Below are 18,211 nucleotides of genomic sequence, written 5' to 3' on the forward strand. Positions count from 1 at the left end.
TCAGGCCATCCTGCCAGAGGGTTTATTGTTGCTGGAGTAGTCCGGTAGCGATGCGTTTTAACAGGTCGTTGAAAATCTATCTGCGTTGCCGAATACCGCGTCAAAAACAGGCTCACAGCCAAAGGCTGAACGTGCTTTAGCACGGCCCCGAAGGGGCGAGCGGAGCGAGTCAAATGCTCATTTAGTTCACTAAACTCCGCTTTTTCGCCTGTTTTTTCCTTGTCTCGGCGGCCTCGATGACGTTTTTCAACAGCCTGTTAGGTAAGTGATAGGTTAACCGTGATTTAAATCATTTGAATTTAATTAATCAATCGGCAGGTGCAGACTCGATTCACATAAGGCCATGAGATGGCTGACTAACAACCTCGCTTATTTACGCGCCATAGTTCGCACAGGTGATGACGATGACTGATTACAACCGCTTGCCTACTCAGGAAGAACTGGAAGCTCACTGGATGCCTTACACCGGCAACCGTCAGTTCAAGAAAGATCCTCGCATCATCGTTGGCGCCAAAGGTGCCTATTTCACCGACGCCAAAGGTCGTCAGATTTTTGATGGTCTGTCAGGCCTGTGGACCTGTGGCGCGGGCCATTGCCGCCCTGAAATCGCTGAGGCGGTCAGCAAGCAGATGCTGGAGCTGGACTATTCACCGGCGTTCCAGTTCGGTCACCCCAAATCATTCCAGCTGGCCAAGCGCATCCTCGACTTCATGCCTGACAACATGAAGCAGGTGTTCTTCACCGGTTCGGGTTCGGAGTCTGTCGATACCGCGCTGAAAATGGCCCGTGCCTACTGGCGCAAGAAAGGCATGGCCACCAAGACCAAGCTGATTGGCCGCGTGCGTGGTTACCACGGGGTGAACTACGGCGGTATCAGCGTCGGTGGTATCGGTGCCAACCGTGCCCTGTTCGGCCAGGTGCTGGATGCTGATCATCTGACCCACACTGCCATCCCTGAGAATCTGTTCAGCAAGGGTATGCCCGAGCATGGTGCGCATCTGGCCAACCAGCTGGAAGAGCTGGTCAGCCTGCATGACGCTTCCAACATTGCGGCGGTGATTGTCGAGCCGCTGGCCGGTTCTACGGGCGTGCTGCCTCCTCCTGTGGGCTATCTGCAGCGTCTGCGTGAAATCTGTGACAAGCACAACATCCTGCTGATTTTTGATGAAGTCATCACTGCGTTCGGCCGTATGGGTGCCAAAACCGGTTCTGAAGCGTTCGGCGTCAAGCCAGACATGATCACCTTCGCCAAGCAGGTCACCAACGGTGCCGTGCCCATGGGCGGTGTGGTGGTGAAAGGCGATATCTACCAGACCTTTATGGATAACGGTGGCCCCGAATACATGCTGGAACTGCCACACGGTTATACCTATTCCGCTCACCCTGTTGCCTGTGCTGCCGGTCTGGCCGCACTGGATCTGCTGGACAATGACAACCTGATCGCCCGTGCCAAAGAAATGGCGCCCATCTTCGAGAACGCCATTCACAGCCTGAAAGGCAGCAAGTACGTTGCCGACATCCGCAACTACGGTCTGGCCGCCGGTCTGACCATTGAGGCCGCCCCCGGTGAGCCTGCGCTGCGTCCTTATCAGATCGCCATGAAGCTGTGGGACAAGGGCTTCTACGTGCGCTACGGCGGCGACACCATTCAGCTGGGTCTGCCGTTTATCGTTGAGCGCGATGAGATCGATCGTCTGATCAATGCCATGGGCGAAACCATCTCCGAACAGGCCTGATTGATCGGAGCCGGAGGGTGCGACCACCCGGCTCCGTTTAACCCGAATTCGAGTAAAGAAATGCTGACGGCAGTGGAGCGCTGCCGAACGAGGAATACCATGACCAAGATTCACGGACACTACATCAACGGCGCGTTTGTTCAGGACGAAGGCCGCACTCAGGCCGTTTACAATCCCGCGCTGGGCGAAGTGTCATCTCAGCTGGCGCTGGCCTCCAAAGAAACCGTTGAAGAAGCCATCGCTGCAGCCAAGGCGGCTTTCCCGGCCTGGCGCAACACTCCGCCGCTGAAGCGTGCTCAGGTGATGTTCCGCTTCAAGATGCTGCTGGAAGAGCACGCTGATGAAATCTGTGCGCTGATCACGGCCGAGCATGGCAAGGTGCTGGATGACGCCAGAGGCGAATTGCAGCGCGGCATCGAAGTGGTGGAGTACGCCTGTGGTATTCCTGAACTGCTGAAAGGCGAGCACAGCAAGAATGCTGGCCCGGCCATTGATTCCTGGAGCGAGTTCCAGCCGCTGGGTGTGGTGGCGGGTATCACTCCGTTCAACTTCCCGGCAATGGTGCCTATGTGGATGTACCCCATGGCCATTGCCTGCGGTAACACCTTTGTACTGAAGCCCTCAGAGCGTTGCCCCAGCGCGCCACTGTTTATCGCCAAGCTGCTGGAGCAGGCCGGTCTGCCGAAGGGAGTCTTCAACGTTGTTAACGGTGACAAGCTGGCAGTCGATACCCTGCTGACCGACAAGCGTGTTCAGGCTGTCAGCTTTGTGGGCTCAACGCCGATTGCTGAATACATCTACGCAACCGGTACTGCCAACGGCAAACGTGTGCAGGCGCTGGGTGGTGCTAAAAACCACGCCATCATCATGCCGGATGCCGATATCGACAACGCCGTCAACGCACTGATGGGCGCGGCTTATGGCTCCTGTGGCGAGCGCTGCATGGCCATTTCTGTCGCGGTCTGCGTGGGTGACGAGGTGGCTGATGCGGTGGTAGGCAAGCTGAAAACCCATCTGTCCACCATGCGTGTTGGCCCCGGTACTGACGTCAGTAACGCTATGGGCCCGATCATTACCGCCCAGCAGCTGGAAAAAGTGCGTGGCTACGTTGCTTCTGGTGTCGAGCAGGGCGCGACACTGGTAGTGGATGGCCGTGACATCAAGGTGCCAGGCCATGAGACTGGTTTCTTTATCGGCGGCTGCCTGTTCGACAACGTCACCACCGACATGACCATTTATCAGGAAGAGATTTTTGGCCCGGTACTGTGCGTGGTGCGCGTCAAATCCATGCAGGAAGCCATGAACCTGATTGATGAGCATGAATACGGTAACGGCACCTGCCTGTTTACCCGTGATGGTGAAGCAGCCCGTTACTTCACCGACAACATCAATGTCGGCATGGTCGGCGTCAACGTGCCGCTGCCTGTGCCCGTGGCTTACCACAGCTTCGGTGGCTGGAAACGTTCACTGTTCGGTGATCTTTCTGCCTACGGCCCCGATTCTATCCGCTTCTACACCCGTCGTAAGACAGTGACTCAGCGCTGGCCTTCCAGCGGTGTGCGTGAGGGAATGCAGTTCTCCTTCCCAAGCTAAGATTTAAAAAAGGCCTTTCCATTTGGAAAGGCCTTTTGCGTATGCTGGCCGCCATTGCGGCTTTTGCTTTTGATCGACCCGATGAGCAGCCATAGAGCTGAATGCGATTACTACAACATGCCCGCTTGAACTAATCCGTGAGCGGCTGGGATAGCCAACTGAATCCTGGCTCGCAGCTTGCAAATACCCCTGAAAAGCAGGGGAATCAGAGGGAATTTGTCATGAATCAGCAGGTTAAGATCGACTCCATCAGCAGTATCACCATCAACGGCGAGCGTCTCTGGCAGTCGCTGATGGATCTGGCCCAGATCGGCGCCACCGCCAAGGGTGGTGTCAAGCGTCTGGCGCTGACCGAGCTGGATAAGCAGGCCCGTGATCTGTTCGTGCAGTGGTGCACCGAAGCGGGCTGTTCCATCACCGTGGATCAGGTCGGCAATATCTTTGCCCGTCGCCCCGGCAACAATCCTGAACTTCCCCCCATCATGACCGGCAGCCATATCGATACCCAGCCCACCGGCGGTAAGTTCGACGGGTGTTTCGGGGTCATGGCCGGGCTGGAAGTGATTCGCACGCTGAATGACTACAACATCCAGACTGACGCGCCGGTTGAGGTGGTGGTGTGGACCAATGAAGAAGGCTCACGCTATGCCCCCTGTATGATGGGCTCGGGCGTCTACATGGGTAAATTCACTCTGGAAGACACCCTGGCCAAAGTAGATATCGAGGGCCTGAGCGTTGGCGATGAATTGAAGAAAATCGGTTATGCCGGTACGGCTGCGGTCGGTCAGCCACAGGTGGGCGCCTATTTTGAGGCGCACATCGAACAGGGGCCGATTCTTGAGGCCGAAGAGAAAACCATCGGTGTGGTCATCGGTGCGCTGGGGCAGAAGTGGTTTGATCTGACCATCACCGGTGTTGAAGCCCATGCGGGCCCCACGCCGATGAACCTGCGCAAGGACGCTCTGCTGGGCGCGGCGGAAGTGACTCAGGCTGTCAATCGCATCGCCAATCAGTTTGCTCCTCATGGTCGCGGTACTGTGGGCTGCCTGCGGGTTCACCCAGGCTCACGCAACGTGATCCCCGGTGCGGTAGAAATGACCATCGATTTCCGTCATCTCGACGATGCCGATCTGAATGCCATGGTGTCTGCGCTGAAGGGTGTGCTGTCGAAACTGGAAGGGGATGGCCTGACCGTCGAGCTGACGCCCACCGCTGATTTCCCGGTATGTAACTTCAATAAAGACTGTATCGAAGCCGTTCGTATCGGTGCTGAAGCGATCAAGATGCCCTATATGGAAATCGTCAGTGGTGCTGGCCATGACGCTATTTTCCTGGCGGAAGTCGCGCCCGCCGGGATGATCTTCGTACCCTGCGAAAATGGTATCAGCCATAACGAAATCGAGAATGCCAAGATGGAAGATCTGGCGGCCGGTGGCACGGTGTTGTTCCATGCCATGCTGGATCGTGCCAAGGTGGTATGACGCTTTTAAATGTGATTTGAAGTCGTAGTTATTTTTTATCGAAGGGCCTGTCTGGCCCTTCGTTGCATTTCGAGTTTTCCCGCCTGTTCTGCCTGCCTTTTCCCCTTCATGTTGTCCCTTTGATCTCAAGGGGTCGTACTCCGCTACGGCAGATTTGCCGATTTTTCTGAGTCGGGTACCCGGTTTTTGTTCTGGATACGCACTCTGGTTGCCGTGAACCGACGCATTTTCCCTTACAGTAGGAATTAATACTTGAATTTTATAGTTAGATCACTAAATATAGTTTTCTAATTAATTCCGGACGGAAGAAGCTGGCTGGTTAATCTGCCACCGTGCTCTCGCCCGGAATTTTTTGTTCTGGCCCCGCCTGGCTGCCATCAGCAGGCTGTTGAAAAGTGTTGTCTAAGCCGTCGAAGCCATTAGCCGTTGAAGCAAAGGCATGCCTCAAGGCGCAAGAGACGGGTAACAAGCGGCGTGTAGTGCGCTAAGCGAGCAGGGATTCGGTCTGTTAACTCCTTTCCAGAGTGATCAGGCGGCTACTCTGAGCCGGTGTCTGACGCCGTATTGCAAAACGCTGATCGATGTTCATCAGCCTGCCAGGGCAACACCGCGCGGTGGTGAAGTTTTATCCTGCAAGGAAAGGTGATTTATGAGCTTGAGGCTTCCCGCCAACAGCAAAATCAATCCGCCGGTATTCTTTGGTTCGGCGTTCCTGATCTTAGTGTTGGTGGCCTATGCTGCCGCGTTCCCTGAGGCAGCGCAGTCGCTGTTCAAGGGCGTTCAGGCATCCATTATCGATAACGCAGGCTGGTTCTATGTACTGGCTGTGGCGATCTTCCTGATTTTTGTGACCTATCTCGGTCTGTCACGTCATGGTGACATCAAGCTGGGGCCGGACCATTCCGAGCCGGATTACAGCTATACCTCCTGGTTTGCCATGCTGTTTTCCGCAGGCATGGGGATCGGTCTGATGTTCTTCGGTGTGGCTGAACCGGTCATGCATTTTCTCGCGCCACCGGTGGGTGAGGGCGGTACGGTGGAAGCTGCGCAGGAGGCCATGCGCCTGACGTTTTTCCACTGGGGCCTGCACGCCTGGGCGATCTATGCCGTCGTGGCGCTGATTCTGGCGTATTTCAGCTTCCGTCACCGTCTGCCGCTGACCCTGCGCTCGGCGCTGTATCCTATTATTGGTGACCGGATTTATGGCCCTATCGGCCATGCGGTGGATATTTTTGCCATTCTGGGAACCGTGCTGGGTGTGGCCACATCGCTGGGCTACGGCGTACTGCAGGTGAACTCCGGCCTGCACCATGTCTTTGGTCTGCCGGAAAGTACGCCGGTGCAGATCGTCCTGATTGTCTGCATTACCGCACTGGCGACGCTGTCGGTGGTGTCCGGGCTGGATACCGGTATCCGCCGTCTGTCCGAGCTGAATCTCGGGCTGGCGGTACTGCTGTTGCTCTTTATTCTGATCCTCGGCCCGACGGCGCTGTTGCTGAAAACCTTTGTGCAGAACACCGGCAGCTATCTGTCGGATATCGTCGATAAGACCTTCAACCTTTACGCCTACAAACCCAACGACTGGATTGGTGGCTGGACCCTGTTCTACTGGGGCTGGTGGATTGCCTGGTCACCCTTTGTCGGGATGTTTATAGCCCGGATTTCCCGTGGTCGTACCATTCGTCAGTTTGTCCTGGGCGTACTGTTTGTACCGGCAGGTTTCACCCTGATGTGGATGACGGTGTTCGGCAATACGGCTATCCATATGATCCTTGATCAGGGGCTTAACAGCCTCGGTGAAACCGTCAACAACAACACCGCACTGGCTCTGTTTGCCTTCCTTGAGCAGTTTCCGTTTTCCGGCTTCCTGTCGGTGCTGGCGACCATCATGGTGGTGGTGTTCTTCGTGACCTCGTCTGATTCAGGCTCGATGGTGGTGGATATGCTGGCATCAGGCGGTGATGACAATACGCCGATCTGGCAGCGGGTGTTCTGGGCCAGCACCGAAGGCATTGTGGCGATTGCGCTGTTGCTGGCCGGTGGCCTGAGTGCTTTGCAAACCGCGACCATCGTCAGTGCGCTGCCCTTTGCCGCAATTCTGCTGGTGGCCTGTTATGGCCTGCACAAGGCGCTGATTCTGGACAGCACCAAACGTGCTGCCGTGCAGACCTCGCTGAGTGCGCCTGCACCGCTGGGCGGTATTCCGGCCAGTAAAGCCCTGACCTGGAAGCAGCGTATCAAGACTATTTCCAGCTTCCCCAACCGCGATGAAGTGCGGGGTTTCCTCAAGCAGGACGTTGAACCTGTGCTGCGGGAAATGGCGGAGGAATATCAGGCGCAGGGCTACGAGGTCGAGGTGAAGGTAAAGGATGACCGTATTGCTCTGGCAGTGCAGCACGGTGAAGAAATGGACTTTATCTACGGTGTGCGTGCTCGTCCTTATGTGCCGCCGTCATTCCTGCTGACTGAAACGCGCGAGCAGGAAGAGAAGCGCCGCTACTTCCGTGCCGAGGTGTTCCTCAGCGAAGGCGGGCAGAACTACGATGTGTATGGCTACACCCGTGACCATATCATCAGTGATGTGCTCGACAAGTATGAGAAGCACATGCACTTCCTGCAGCTGGTGCGGTAGTTAAAAGGCGGGCTGGTTCACGTCCCGTAAAAGCACAACAGGCGACCCTTGGGTCGCCTGTTGTGCTGATAGCCGGTGGCCGGTGGCAGCAATTGGCACTGCCACCCTGCTGATTACAGCCGCTCTTTGGCCGTCACGTAACGCCACTGCTCGCTCGGCAGCTTGCCCATGGACGTACCGCCAAGGCGGATGCGTTTGATACTGAGCACCTGCAAGCCCACGCTTTCACACATAAAACGCAGCTGACCGGGTTCGGGCGCCTTGATGGCAAAACGCAGACGGTTCTCGCTCTGCCAGCTGATCTTGGCTCTGGGCAGGGCTTTACCACGCATATTCATACCGTGATTCAGCTTACGCAGCACAAAGGCATTGACGTCATCTTCGCCGGGATCGATGCGGGAGCGGTCGTCACTGACTTCTATCACATATTCCTGCTCGATCTTGCCCGCATCTTCAGTGGCCTTGCGCACGGTGCGCCAGTCCTGACTGAACAGCGCCAGACCACTGGCGCCTTCCTGCAAGGGCAGCAGATATGTCTGTTTGGTGAAGTGTTTGCGCAGGGCGAAGACGCCTGAATTGTCTTCTGCCCACTGGTTTTCCAGAATCAGCAGCGACATGGCAAGACCGCCAGTGGGCGAGCTGCTCAGCTCGGCGGGCAGGTTCATGATCAGGGTGGCAGGCTCGATGGGTGTCAGGTTGGCATCGGGGTGCAGCTCAACCTGCTGATCTTCAATCTTGAAGTAGGGCTCATCGATGACCTTGCCGTTCACCAGTACCCAGCCACCTTCAATATACTGTTCGGCCTCGCGCCGGGAGCAGGGCACCAGCGCCATGACCACTTTGGACAGGCGGGTAGGGGCGTTGTTTTCAGTATCGGCAGACATGGCAGGGCTCACGCAGTAGTCGGAAAGTCAGCCATTGTACTCCGAGTTGCGGCAGGTACCGATCAAAAAAGGCAGGAGGGCTCGCCCGGGCGCAGCGAACGTGTTCACGATCTGAGTGTTACAGGTTTTTTCACTCGACTGTCGTGACCTGGCTGGTATCATGCGCGGTCTGAAATTTGACCATCTGGTTGGTCAGGTTTTTGCCTGTCCGCCTGAGCCCACTCTGGAGTTGTGAAAAACGATGCTGGAAAAGCTGTTTCAACTGAAAGCCCACAATACGCGGGTCAGTACCGAAATTCTCGCCGGGATCACCACCTTCCTGACCATGGCCTACATCCTGTTCGTCAACCCCAGCATTCTGGGCGCGACCGGCATGGACAAGGGCGCGGTCTTCGTTGCCACCTGTCTGGCCGCCGCCTTTGGCTCGGCAGTGATGGGCCTGATCGCCAACTATCCTATCGCGCTGGCGCCAGGGATGGGTCTCAATGCCTTCTTTACCTACACCGTCGTACTGCACATGGGCTACACCTGGCAGGTCGCACTGGGCGCGGTATTCCTGTCAGCCACCATGTTCTTTGTGTTGTCTCTGTTCCGTGTGCGTGAGTGGATCATCAACAGCATACCGCTGGCACTGCGCTCTGCCATTGCTGCCGGTATTGGCCTGTTCCTGGCGCTGATTGCCCTGCAGAACGCCAAACTGGTGGTTGATAACCCCGCCACGCTGGTAGGCATGGGTGACCTGACTCAGCCTGAACCCATTCTGGCGGCACTGGGCTTTATCCTGATCGTGGCGCTGGAAGCACGTAAAGTGACCGGTGCGGTGATGATCGGCATTCTGGTGGTGACCTTTGCCGCCATCGCCATGGGCGTATCGCAGTTTGGTGGCGTGGTATCCATGCCTCCCAGTCTGGCGCCAACCTTCCTCCAGCTGGATATCGCCGGTGCCATGAATATTGGCTTGTTCAGTGTGGTATTCGCCTTTCTGTTTGTGGATCTGTTCGACAACTCAGGCACTCTGATTGGTGTGGCCAAACGTGCCGGTCTGATGGGTAAGGACGGTCATCTGCCCAAGATGGGCCGTGCTCTGATCGCTGACAGTACTGCGGCCATGAGCGGTTCGCTGCTGGGTACTTCTACCACCACCAGCTATATCGAGTCGGCGGCTGGGGTCAGTGCCGGTGGTCGTACCGGTCTGACCGCCGTGGTTGTAGCACTGCTGTTCCTGCTGGCACTGTTTTTCGCGCCTCTGGCTGGCAGCGTGCCTGCCTTTGCCACCGCACCGGCGCTGCTGTATGTGGCGGTCCTGATGACGTCAGGTCTGGCCGAAATCGAGTGGGATGACATCACCGTGGCCGCCCCGGTAGTGGTGACGGCGCTGGCCATGCCGTTTACATATTCCATCGCCAACGGTATTGCCTTCGGCTTTATCGCCTGGACCGCGATGAAAGCGTTGTCTGGCCGCTGGCGTGAACTGAACCCGGCGCTGGTGATCCTGTCTGTGCTGTTTGTGATCAAACTGGGCTGGTTTAACGCCTGATCCGCGCGTTTGTTTTATCCCGATAACAAAGGGCTCAGCGATGAGCCCTTTGTTGTTTTTGTTTCTGACGAACCCCTTCACTGATCCTGCATAAATTTCTTCCGGGCAACGTTGCTTAGCGTCATTTGAATGGCCAGGGCAGGTGCACCAGACTTTGCAGCAACCCGGCCGGAAAGTCGCGATTGAGCAGGCTGGCCATCGTCAGAATAAAGCCAATGCCAGCGGCAGACAGCAGCAGATTGGTGGTGATTTTCAGCCCTGCACGGCAGTGGAAGAAGGCTAGGAAGAACAGTGTCTGCGCAATGATGAAGCCGAGCAGCATGGTCAGCCCCAGCAGTCCGGCAAACCATGCCAGTGTCTGCCACAGGCCATGGGGCAGGAGCTGATCGCCGGTCACCGCTTCGCCATCGGCAAACAGGGCGTCACTGCTACTGGCCTGACGCATGCGCAGCAGCAGATAGCTGCAGGCGATGACCGTAACCACTGACATCAGCGCAGGCAGTACCTTGTCAGTGATGCGCTCGATCATCATGGCATCAATGAACGATACCAGTGCATACAGCAACAGCAGCAGGGTAAACAGCATAGGTGCCCGTTTGCTGCCGACCGGCACCTGACCTTCGGAACGGATCATCCGTGCCTGACGCAGGCCCAGCACCACGGAGATAACGGTGATGGCCAGAATCACCAGCACAATGGGCGAAAAGATATAGCCCATTCCTTCAGTGAAACCATGTTTGAAGCGCAGGCTGGCAATCTGAAAGGCCTGGTTCAGATAGATTTCAATCTGATCAGACAGCACGAAACCAATCAGAAAAGCCGGGCGGGACCATTCAAAACGGCGCAGCAGGATGCCGAGCAGACCAAAGCCAAACAGGGTGATCAGGTCGTCGAGATCCTGAGCAGACTGAAAAGCGGCAAAGGCGATCAGCATAAACAGGAAGGGCGCCAGAATAGCGAAGGGGATGGTGGTCAGCCGCGCGATCCAGCCCGACAAGGCGATGCACAGACCGGCGCCGAGGACGTTGGCCAGCGCCAGTGACCATACCATGGTGTAGGTCACATCCAGCTCATTGGTGATCATCCGCGGGCCGGCTTCATAACCAAGCATGGCCATGCCACCGATAAAGATGGCCATGGACCCCGAGCCGGGAATGCCGAACATCAAGGTCGGGATCAGGCCACCACCTTCCTTGGCGTTGTTGGAGCTTTCCGGACCGATCACACCGCGGATGTCGCCTGAGCCAAAGTTGTCCTTGTCTTTGCTGGTCTGCACCGTATGGCCGTAGGCGATCCAGTCCACTACCGAGCCACCGAGGCCGGGAATAACACCGATGATCACACCGATGGTTGAGCAGCGTAACGACAGCCAGCGATGATGCCACCAGTCGCGAATCCCCTGATGCCATCCGGCGCCGAGCCTGGCCTCTTCGGAAATAGCCGAACCCTGACGCAGCAGGGTGATAATTTCCGGTATGGCAAAAATACCGAGGCCGACAATGACCAGCTTGAATCCATCGTACAGGTAGGGCAGTTCATAGGAGCTCATGCGCGCCGAGCCACCGGCACCTGCCGCACCCACGGTGCCAACCAGAATACCCAGTGCCGCGGAGACCACACCTTTCATGGGGACACGTCCCGCCAGTATGGCGACCATCGATAACCCCAGCAGCGTCACCATCAGCATTTCTGGCAGACCGAAGGCCAGTACGATGGGTCTGGCCAGCAGGATAAAGCCGGTCAGAACGACGGCACCGAACAGCCCACCGAACAACGATGAAATAAAGGCGGCAGACAGTGCTCGGGCCGCTTCACCTTTGCGCGCGAGGGGGAAACCATCCAGTACCGTTGCCTGCGAGGCCGAGGAGCCGGGAATCCCCATCAGCACGCTGGAAAATGTATCGGAAGTGGGAATGACAGCCACCAGACCCACCATCAGTGCCAGACCGGATATGGGGTCCATGCCGTAGATGAAGGGCAGCACCAGACTGAGCCCGGCGATCCCCCCCAGACCGGGGAATATCCCGACCGAGAGGCCGAGCAGCACACCTGCGATCAGGTGCAGCAGCTGTACCGGCTGAAATATAAGAGACAAAGCGGTCTCCAGCGAGACCAGCGCGTGCATGGCCTGTTCCATATATGAGCCTTTTCTGATGAAGATGGAGGCGTACCCTCCACCTCAGATACGGAGATAACCCGGCATCAGGCCTGCACGCTGCAGGCCGGTGGCGGGGCTATTAAAGAGAGATGTCGTAGTCGCTCTTCAGCCAGTCGCGCACATAGCTGCGGGCGTCATCCGGGACGTTGACCGCCTGCGCAAAGGCGCGCTGGGAAGAGGTACCAGTCATCTGTTCATAGATACCCAGCTGGGATTCGGCCTTGCTGAGGAAGGCCGGGTCCCTGACGATTCTGTTCAGGGCGTTGGTGTAGGTTTCGATGGTGTCAGGGTTGGCATCAGGCGTGCATCCCCCCTGCCTTTGACGCCGAAGACGGGCTCCACATTAAGGCCGAGCAGCTTCCAGGCCAGCAGCGGAATCAGATCAAGGGAGGTCGCGCCGGGGCAGCCGTAGATGAAATTGACGTCCTTGAGGGAGTTGGGATCCTGCTGAAATATTTCCCCCAGTTCTTTGGGCAGATACGCGACGCCGCCAGTGGCAGAAGCCAGCAGCACCGTCCATTCCTTGTACTCGTAGCGAACCCGGGGATCGCCCAGCAGATAGGGCAGCTGGGTGGAGGCGGAGGAGCCAAACAGGGTCAGCCCGTCATCGCGTTGTTTCTGGAACCAGTTGGCCCCCTTGGTCGATGCTGCACCGGGCATGTACTTGACCACCACATCAGGATGGCCAGGCAGGGCCTCACTGAGCAGAGGGGCATAGAATTGTGCCCACATGGCCACGCCACCCGTTTCAGCAAAGGGTATGACGAAGTTGACGGTCTTGCCTGAAAGGTCCAGTTCTTTGGCGCTGAGCGCACCGATATTCATGGCCAGAGCCAGCGAGGCCAGCATCAGTCCGCGTTTGGCGATACGTTGTACAGTCATCATCCACTTTCCTCTTTTTTATAATTGTCTTATTGGTGTATGTGTATTCTGAATATCTTCAGCAGTGAGATGGAATTCATCTCCTGCTCGGGCGATTCTAAAGTGGATGGTCAGTCATAACCTTGCAGGAAGCTTTCAGACCGGAAAATATATGCGCGTTTTAATTGTAGAAGATCAGTCAAGTCTTGCTGAAGGGCTGCAACTCTGTCTGTCTGATGAGGGCTATAAAGCCGAGGTGCTGGATAATGCGCCCATGGCTATTGCCTTTCTTCAGCGGGAGGTCATTGATTTGTTAATTCTTGATATCAATCTCAAGTATTCGTCAGGATTTGATGTGCTCAACGACCTGCGTTGCCGTGATAGTGAGACGCCGGTACTGATTCTGAGTGCAAGAAATACAACCGAAGACCGGGTCCACGGGCTTGATCTCGGTGCTGATGACTACCTTGCCAAACCCTTTGATATGACAGAGCTGATGGCCCGGGTCAGGGCGTTATTGCGGCGGCGATTAAAACCTGCCGTGAATAAGGAAAATATGGGTGATTTAAGTTTTGATCGAAAAGCAAAGGAATTGGTCAATGACAGAAAAGGAGAAAGTATTTTACTGCCAAAGAAGGAAATGCGTATTTTTGAATTATTCAGTGCCCGAATAGGCACTCTTATTACCAAGGCCGAGCTTACTGATTATGCCTATGGCAAAAATAGCGAAACGGATGAGGCCGTGGTTGAGGTCTATATTTCCCGTTTGCGCAAACGCCTTGAGGGCAGTGGAGTAGAAATTAAAACTGTGCGCGGGCTGGGTTACCTTATGCGTGTCAGTGATATATGAAATCCCTGCGTTCCCGCCTGATGATTTCCATTTTATTGCCGGTCTTTCTTGCTGCAGCGATCCTGCTGTGGATTCGTTATCAGCTGGAAATGGAAAGTGCCAGTGAGCAATTTGATAAAACACTGATTGCACTAACGATGGCGGTGTCACGTGATCTCACCAACAGCGAAGACGGTGAGGCGCTGTCACTGGCAACCTCGACACTGCTGCGCGAGGCGCTGGGGGGCAATGTGTTCTACCACCTGACGGCGGTGGGAGGATATTACCGTGCGGGCTATGCCTATCCGCCTGCCGTGCCGAAGGAGCTGGTGGGGCAGAATGATCGCCTGCTCCTGTTTAACGGTACACACCATGGCGCTGAGGTCAGGGTGGCGCGCCTGAGTGAACGGCGAACCATTGCAGCGCCCGATGATGACAGCCATACCATCACAGGAGATGTGGTGACGACCGTGTGGCAGCCCATCGCCCGCAGGGACTCCTATGTCTGGGGGGCGATGAAACAATCGCTGGTGGCGATGGCGCTGCTGATTCTGACCATGAGTCTGGCCCTGGGTATTGCTGTCAAGATTGCCCTGCGTCCGCTTACCCGTCTGCAAAAAGCCATAGCCAGCCGTTCAGCAGAAGACCTGAGCCCCTTCGAGCACAATGTGCCGCACGAGGTCGATGAGCTGGTGACGCGGCTGAATACCTTGTTTGGTCAGTTGTCAGAGTCGATGGAAAGCCGGGACCGATTTATTTCCAACGCGGCCCATCAGCTGAAAAACCCGATTGCCGGGGTGCTGGCGCTGGCGGAAGCCACAGTGAATAGTCGCAGTGATCATGAGAGGCTGATACGGTCAGAGCGGCTGCTTACGGCGGGTAAGGAGCTGGCTCATCTGAGTAACCAGCTGTTGTCACTGGAGCGGGCCAGAGGATTCGATCAGCGCCTGACCTTTGCGCCGCTGGAGCTGAATGAGCTGGCAGAGCAGGTCTGCCAGAAGATGGCGGAGCGGGTGCTGACGGCAGGCGTCGATTTTGAGTTTGCTCCGGGGGCTGATCTTCTGCCGGTTCTGGGAGATGGATTGCTGCTGGGGGAGTCGCTGGTCAATCTGATCAATAACGCGCTAATCCACGGCGGCGAGTCGAACCGGCTGATTCGTGTCGCCACCCGGCGGGCGTATCACTGTGCCGAGATTACCGTCACAGACGGTGGTAGCGGCTTCGCCGGGGCGTATCTACAAGCAGAGGCCGCCCGGACTGAGCAGCGCTTTGTGGTATTCGATGCCGAGAAAGGGAGCGGTCTCGGCCTGTCCATCGTGCGGGAAATCATGCGTCGGCACGGTGGCGAGATGCACCTCGATCCTGTCCCTGAGGGAGCGCAGGTCAGGTTGCTACTGCCGCTTATTGATGCTCAGACGCTGATGGCTACAGAGGCCTGAACTGTCAGATGAAGAGGAAAACGAGCGTCTACTCCTCCCATTCCTCACCGACCGGGTCATTGGCATCCGCCGCCTGCATTTCACTGATCAGCCATTCCTTGAAGGCTTTCATCCCTGCCGTCAGCGGGCGGTGCTTGCGGTACACCAGATAAAAAGCCTTATGGGTATCGAGCATGATGTCGAACGGCACCAGCAGGTGGCCGGAGCTGATTTCTCTTGAGGTCAGGGTGCTGTCGGCGAGGGCAACGCCCAGACCTTCCTGTGCGGCGGCGGTGGCCAGCTGGCTGCTGGACAGCTGCAAGCTGCCTTTCGGGGTAATAAAGGCGACCCCGGCCTGCTCCAGCCAGTTCTCCCACTCGTATTTGCGCTTGTTGACGTAAATAAGTGTGTGGTGGCGCAAGTCTTCCGGCTTGTTCAGCGGAAAGCGGCCCTTCATCAGGCGTGGGCTGCACACGGGCACCAGCATGACGTTACGCAGGAAGTGCACTTCGATGTCTTCCCACTCGCCGTTGCCGAAATACACCGCCATATCGGTGTTGGAGCGGTTGAAGTCGATCAGACCCATGGAGGCATTGATCTGCAGCTCGATGTCCGGGTATTTCTCCTGAAAGCGTGCCATGCGCGGCATCAGCCAGCGAGTCAGGAAGTTGGGGGCCACGCTGATGGTGACTACGTTGGTTTCCAGATTGGCCGTCAGGCGTTGTGTTGCGACCTCGATTTCATCCAGTGCATGTTTGATCGAGGTCAGGTATTGCTCGCCAGCAGGCGTCAGCTCTACCTTTCGCTTGTTTCGGCTGAATAGGGAAACTCCCAAATATTCCTCAAGCGTTTTGATCTGGTGGCTGACAGCGGAGGCTGTTACAAAAAGTTCCTCCGCGGCAGCTGCAAAGCTACAGTTGCGGGCGGATGACTCGAAAACACGCAAGGCATTGAGCGGTGGCAGGCGGCGCATGATGTTACCTTGAATGGTGAAATAAACTCAGCATTCTGCTTAGAAAGGTTCGCTTTTTCAATAGTCACTTAGACATTAGTATAGGCTGCGTAGAAAGTGATCAAACACCTTTCCCAACGGAGTGAATATGATGTCTACCTATGAACTGAAACTGGATGCCAAAGGCAACATCGATACTCAGTACTACCTGTCTCAGTCAGGTGTGAAACTGAATAGCAACGGCAACGTTGACACTGAATACTACGTTGAACTGTCCAAGCAGCTGCGTTACGAGTACATGGCTGAGCTGGGTGCTGCACTGAAAGCCAAGATCAAGTCCCTGTTCCGCGTTGAACTGCCCAAGCTGTCCAGCAGCCACTAAGCGCGACGGACGTCACCTGCGGGTGATGTGGCAAGCTCAACGACTGCAACAGTCAACCAACTCCTTTATGTAAGAACAATTTATCTAAAGGATGTGAGCAGGCCAGCCGTATGGCGCACTATTTTTGGGGCCTTCAGTGGCCCCGAGAATTTTCCCTCCTGATCTACCCCTCTTTGTTTTTCTGATCTCATCCGTCGTGCAGCGCTAATGCAGTAGCCGCCTTGCTGGTTTTTCTGTCCTTTTATCTTTGACCGTTCCGGCTGTTATTCGTCTTGCTGATATCAACCTGACGTCATGACCTGATTCTGACGCTGTTGAGCGCGCTGTCTGGTATTTAGATTGTGCCTGTGTGACACCGTATAACAGCGGCAAATACTGATGCTGACTGGCTTTTGGCGAGCACGGTTGAGCTGCCTTAAAAGCCTGAAACAATTCGCGTTATATCCTCGTTGCTACTTTACAAAGCGCTCTGGATACTGCCGGCATCAAAAATGTTTCTGTGCTGACCCTACTCTGAGATTTAGCTATCCATGCAAAAGAAAGCCCGCCGCTATGTGTTAAGTCTGGCGTTGTTGTTGCTGATCGCAGCGGCTGGCGTCTGGTTCTTTCGTGACTGGTTCGCGCCGAAGCCACCCGTATTCGTCACGGTGCCGGTAGAAAAGCGTGATATTCAGGAGACCGTTTCTTCCACGGGTGTGCTCAATGCCTACAAGCAGGTTGATGTTGGCGCGCAGGTGTCAGGTCAGTTGCAGTCTCTGAAGGTCTCGCTGGGTGATGCCGTCAAAAAAGGTCAGCTGCTGGCAGTGATCGACCCGTCTGTGAAAGAAAACGATCTCAAGGATGCCGAAGCCGAGCTGGATAATGTGCAGGCACAGAAGCGTTCGAAACAGGCGGTGCTGAAACAGTATGAGCTGGAATACAAGCGGCAGCAGAAAATGAGCCGTAGCGACGCCGCTGCCCAGTCCGATCTGGAGAGCGCCAGGGCCAGTCTGGACAGCACCAAAGCGGATATTGAAGCGCTGGATGCACAGATCACTCAGGCCAAGATTTCGGTCGATACGGCCAAAACAAACCTGAGTTATACCCAGATTCTGGCACCGATGGACGGCGTGGTGGTGGCCGTTGAAGCGGATGAAGGGCAGACGCTGGTCTCTACCCAGTCTGCGCCGACCATTCTGATTCTGGCCAATCTCGACACCATGACGGTCAAGGCGGAAATCTCCGAGGCCGATGTGATCAAGGTCAAGCCGCAGATGCCGGTCTACTTCAGCGTGCTGGGTGATCCGGACACCCGTTACACCGCCAAACTGCGTTCTGTAGACCCGGCGCCGGAATCCATTACAGATGATGATACCTCGGCGACCACCATCAGCTCTTCAGCCACCTATTACAACGGCCAGTTTGATGTGCCCAATCCGGAGCACAAGCTGCGTATCTTCATGACGGCACAGGTGTCTATTGTGCTGGGAGAGGCCAAAGAGGCGCTGGCTATACCACTGTCGGTACTGGGTGACAGCAAGGGACAGGGCAGGTATGAGGTGCGGGTGCTGGACCATGGCCATCCTGAAGACCGGGTGATCAAAACGGGCCTGAAGGACAACATCTATGTTCAGGTGCTGGATGGCCTTGAGCAGGGCGATCAGGTGGTGGTGGGTGACTCCCTGACGGCGGCCAAAGCAACCGCCTCTGAGGACAGTCACGGTGGGTTCGGTGGCCCCCCCCCGGGTGGCGGCGGCCCACGGGGATAA

Annotated in this window: 13 protein-coding genes; 9 read left to right on the forward strand and 4 right to left on the reverse strand. The window is 56.2% G+C overall.

Annotation, left to right across the window (positions count from 1 at the left end; all coding sequences use genetic code 11):
- Window positions 1-404: 404 nt before the first annotated feature.
- From aptA to WH50_RS14895, 4 genes are all read left to right on the forward strand, one after another.
- Window positions 405-1,736: an omega-aminotransferase AptA gene (aptA, locus tag WH50_RS14880; RefSeq protein WP_243410123.1), complete on the forward strand. Its 1,332-nt coding sequence runs from the start codon at window positions 405-407 to the stop codon at window positions 1,734-1,736.
- 99 nt (window positions 1,737-1,835) lie between these two features.
- Entirely contained in the window at window positions 1,836-3,329 is a 1,494-nt protein-coding gene (locus tag WH50_RS14885) for a CoA-acylating methylmalonate-semialdehyde dehydrogenase (protein WP_104155297.1), read from the forward strand.
- 221 nt (window positions 3,330-3,550) lie between these two features.
- A complete protein-coding gene (locus WH50_RS14890; RefSeq protein WP_110188023.1) occupies window positions 3,551-4,810 on the forward strand; it encodes a Zn-dependent hydrolase in 1,260 nt (419 codons plus the stop codon).
- Window positions 4,811-5,459: 649 nt separating this feature from the next.
- Window positions 5,460-7,442: a BCCT family transporter gene (locus WH50_RS14895; protein WP_110188024.1), complete on the forward strand. Its 1,983-nt coding sequence runs from the start codon at window positions 5,460-5,462 to the stop codon at window positions 7,440-7,442.
- A 113-nt stretch (window positions 7,443-7,555) separates the two neighbouring features.
- On the opposite strand, the gene WH50_RS14900 is transcribed toward WH50_RS14895, so the two are convergent.
- On the reverse strand, window positions 7,556-8,326 hold the full coding sequence (locus WH50_RS14900; RefSeq protein ID WP_104155294.1) for an RNA pseudouridine synthase: 771 nt from the start codon (window positions 8,324-8,326) through the stop codon (window positions 7,556-7,558).
- A gap of 241 nt (window positions 8,327-8,567) precedes the next feature.
- Here WH50_RS14900 and WH50_RS14905 point away from each other — a divergent pair, with 241 nt between their 5' ends.
- Window positions 8,568-9,863 (forward strand): NCS2 family permease, encoded by a 1,296-nt coding sequence (locus tag WH50_RS14905; RefSeq protein ID WP_104155293.1) that lies wholly within the window; start codon window positions 8,568-8,570, stop codon window positions 9,861-9,863.
- Between the two features lie 121 nt (window positions 9,864-9,984).
- Here WH50_RS14905 and WH50_RS14910 read toward each other — a convergent pair whose 3' ends face one another.
- Window positions 9,985-11,988 (reverse strand): tripartite tricarboxylate transporter permease, encoded by a 2,004-nt coding sequence (locus WH50_RS14910; RefSeq protein ID WP_207780323.1) that lies wholly within the window; start codon window positions 11,986-11,988, stop codon window positions 9,985-9,987.
- Between the two features lie 288 nt (window positions 11,989-12,276).
- Window positions 12,277-12,906 carry a type 2 periplasmic-binding domain-containing protein gene (locus WH50_RS14915; RefSeq protein ID WP_207780325.1) on the reverse strand — a complete coding sequence of 210 codons (630 nt, stop codon included), beginning with the start codon at window positions 12,904-12,906 and terminating at the stop codon, window positions 12,277-12,279.
- A gap of 148 nt (window positions 12,907-13,054) precedes the next feature.
- Here WH50_RS14915 and WH50_RS14920 point away from each other — a divergent pair, with 148 nt between their 5' ends.
- The gene (locus tag WH50_RS14920) at window positions 13,055-13,732 is read left to right on the forward strand and encodes a response regulator transcription factor (protein ID WP_165838440.1); all 678 of its coding nucleotides are present in this window, start codon (window positions 13,055-13,057) and stop codon (window positions 13,730-13,732) included.
- The gene (locus WH50_RS14925; RefSeq protein WP_110188027.1) at window positions 13,729-15,150 is read left to right on the forward strand and encodes a sensor histidine kinase; all 1,422 of its coding nucleotides are present in this window, start codon (window positions 13,729-13,731) and stop codon (window positions 15,148-15,150) included. The genes WH50_RS14920 and WH50_RS14925 overlap by 4 nt, the downstream gene beginning before the upstream one ends.
- A gap of 28 nt (window positions 15,151-15,178) precedes the next feature.
- Here the strand turns inward: WH50_RS14925 and gcvA are convergent, their stop codons facing one another.
- Window positions 15,179-16,102 carry a transcriptional regulator GcvA gene (gcvA, locus tag WH50_RS14930; RefSeq protein ID WP_110188028.1) on the reverse strand — a complete coding sequence of 308 codons (924 nt, stop codon included), beginning with the start codon at window positions 16,100-16,102 and terminating at the stop codon, window positions 15,179-15,181.
- A 127-nt stretch (window positions 16,103-16,229) separates the two neighbouring features.
- On the opposite strand from gcvA, the gene WH50_RS14935 reads away from it, so the two are divergent.
- Both WH50_RS14935 and macA read left to right on the forward strand, forming a co-directional pair.
- Window positions 16,230-16,463: an RSP_7527 family protein gene (locus WH50_RS14935; protein WP_110188029.1), complete on the forward strand. Its 234-nt coding sequence runs from the start codon at window positions 16,230-16,232 to the stop codon at window positions 16,461-16,463.
- Between the two features lie 530 nt (window positions 16,464-16,993).
- Window positions 16,994-18,211 (forward strand): macrolide transporter subunit MacA, encoded by a 1,218-nt coding sequence (gene macA, locus WH50_RS14940; protein WP_110188030.1) that lies wholly within the window; start codon window positions 16,994-16,996, stop codon window positions 18,209-18,211.

Origin of the sequence: Pokkaliibacter plantistimulans (assembly GCF_003194385.1) — a bacterium.
Lineage (GTDB): Bacteria > Pseudomonadota > Gammaproteobacteria > Pseudomonadales > Balneatricaceae > Pokkaliibacter > Pokkaliibacter plantistimulans.

Bases quoted from the DNA above. Each gene is read 5' to 3' on its own strand.
- aptA (WP_243410123.1), top strand. From the start codon at position 405: ATGACTGATTACAACCGCTTGCCTACTCAGGAAGAACTGGAAGCTCAC.
- WH50_RS14885 (WP_104155297.1), top strand. From the start codon at position 1,836: ATGACCAAGATTCACGGACACTACATCAACGGCGCGTTTGTTCAGGAC.
- WH50_RS14890 (WP_110188023.1), top strand. From the start codon at position 3,551: ATGAATCAGCAGGTTAAGATCGACTCCATCAGCAGTATCACCATCAAC.
- WH50_RS14895 (WP_110188024.1), top strand. From the start codon at position 5,460: ATGAGCTTGAGGCTTCCCGCCAACAGCAAAATCAATCCGCCGGTATTC.
- WH50_RS14900 (WP_104155294.1), bottom strand. From the start codon at position 8,326: ATGTCTGCCGATACTGAAAACAACGCCCCTACCCGCCTGTCCAAAGTG.
- WH50_RS14905 (WP_104155293.1), top strand. From the start codon at position 8,568: ATGCTGGAAAAGCTGTTTCAACTGAAAGCCCACAATACGCGGGTCAGT.
- WH50_RS14910 (WP_207780323.1), bottom strand. From the start codon at position 11,988: ATGCACGCGCTGGTCTCGCTGGAGACCGCTTTGTCTCTTATATTTCAG.
- WH50_RS14915 (WP_207780325.1), bottom strand. From the start codon at position 12,906: ATGATGACTGTACAACGTATCGCCAAACGCGGACTGATGCTGGCCTCG.
- WH50_RS14920 (WP_165838440.1), top strand. From the start codon at position 13,055: ATGCGCGTTTTAATTGTAGAAGATCAGTCAAGTCTTGCTGAAGGGCTG.
- WH50_RS14925 (WP_110188027.1), top strand. From the start codon at position 13,729: ATGAAATCCCTGCGTTCCCGCCTGATGATTTCCATTTTATTGCCGGTC.
- gcvA (WP_110188028.1), bottom strand. From the start codon at position 16,102: ATGCGCCGCCTGCCACCGCTCAATGCCTTGCGTGTTTTCGAGTCATCC.
- WH50_RS14935 (WP_110188029.1), top strand. From the start codon at position 16,230: ATGATGTCTACCTATGAACTGAAACTGGATGCCAAAGGCAACATCGAT.
- macA (WP_110188030.1), top strand. From the start codon at position 16,994: ATGCAAAAGAAAGCCCGCCGCTATGTGTTAAGTCTGGCGTTGTTGTTG.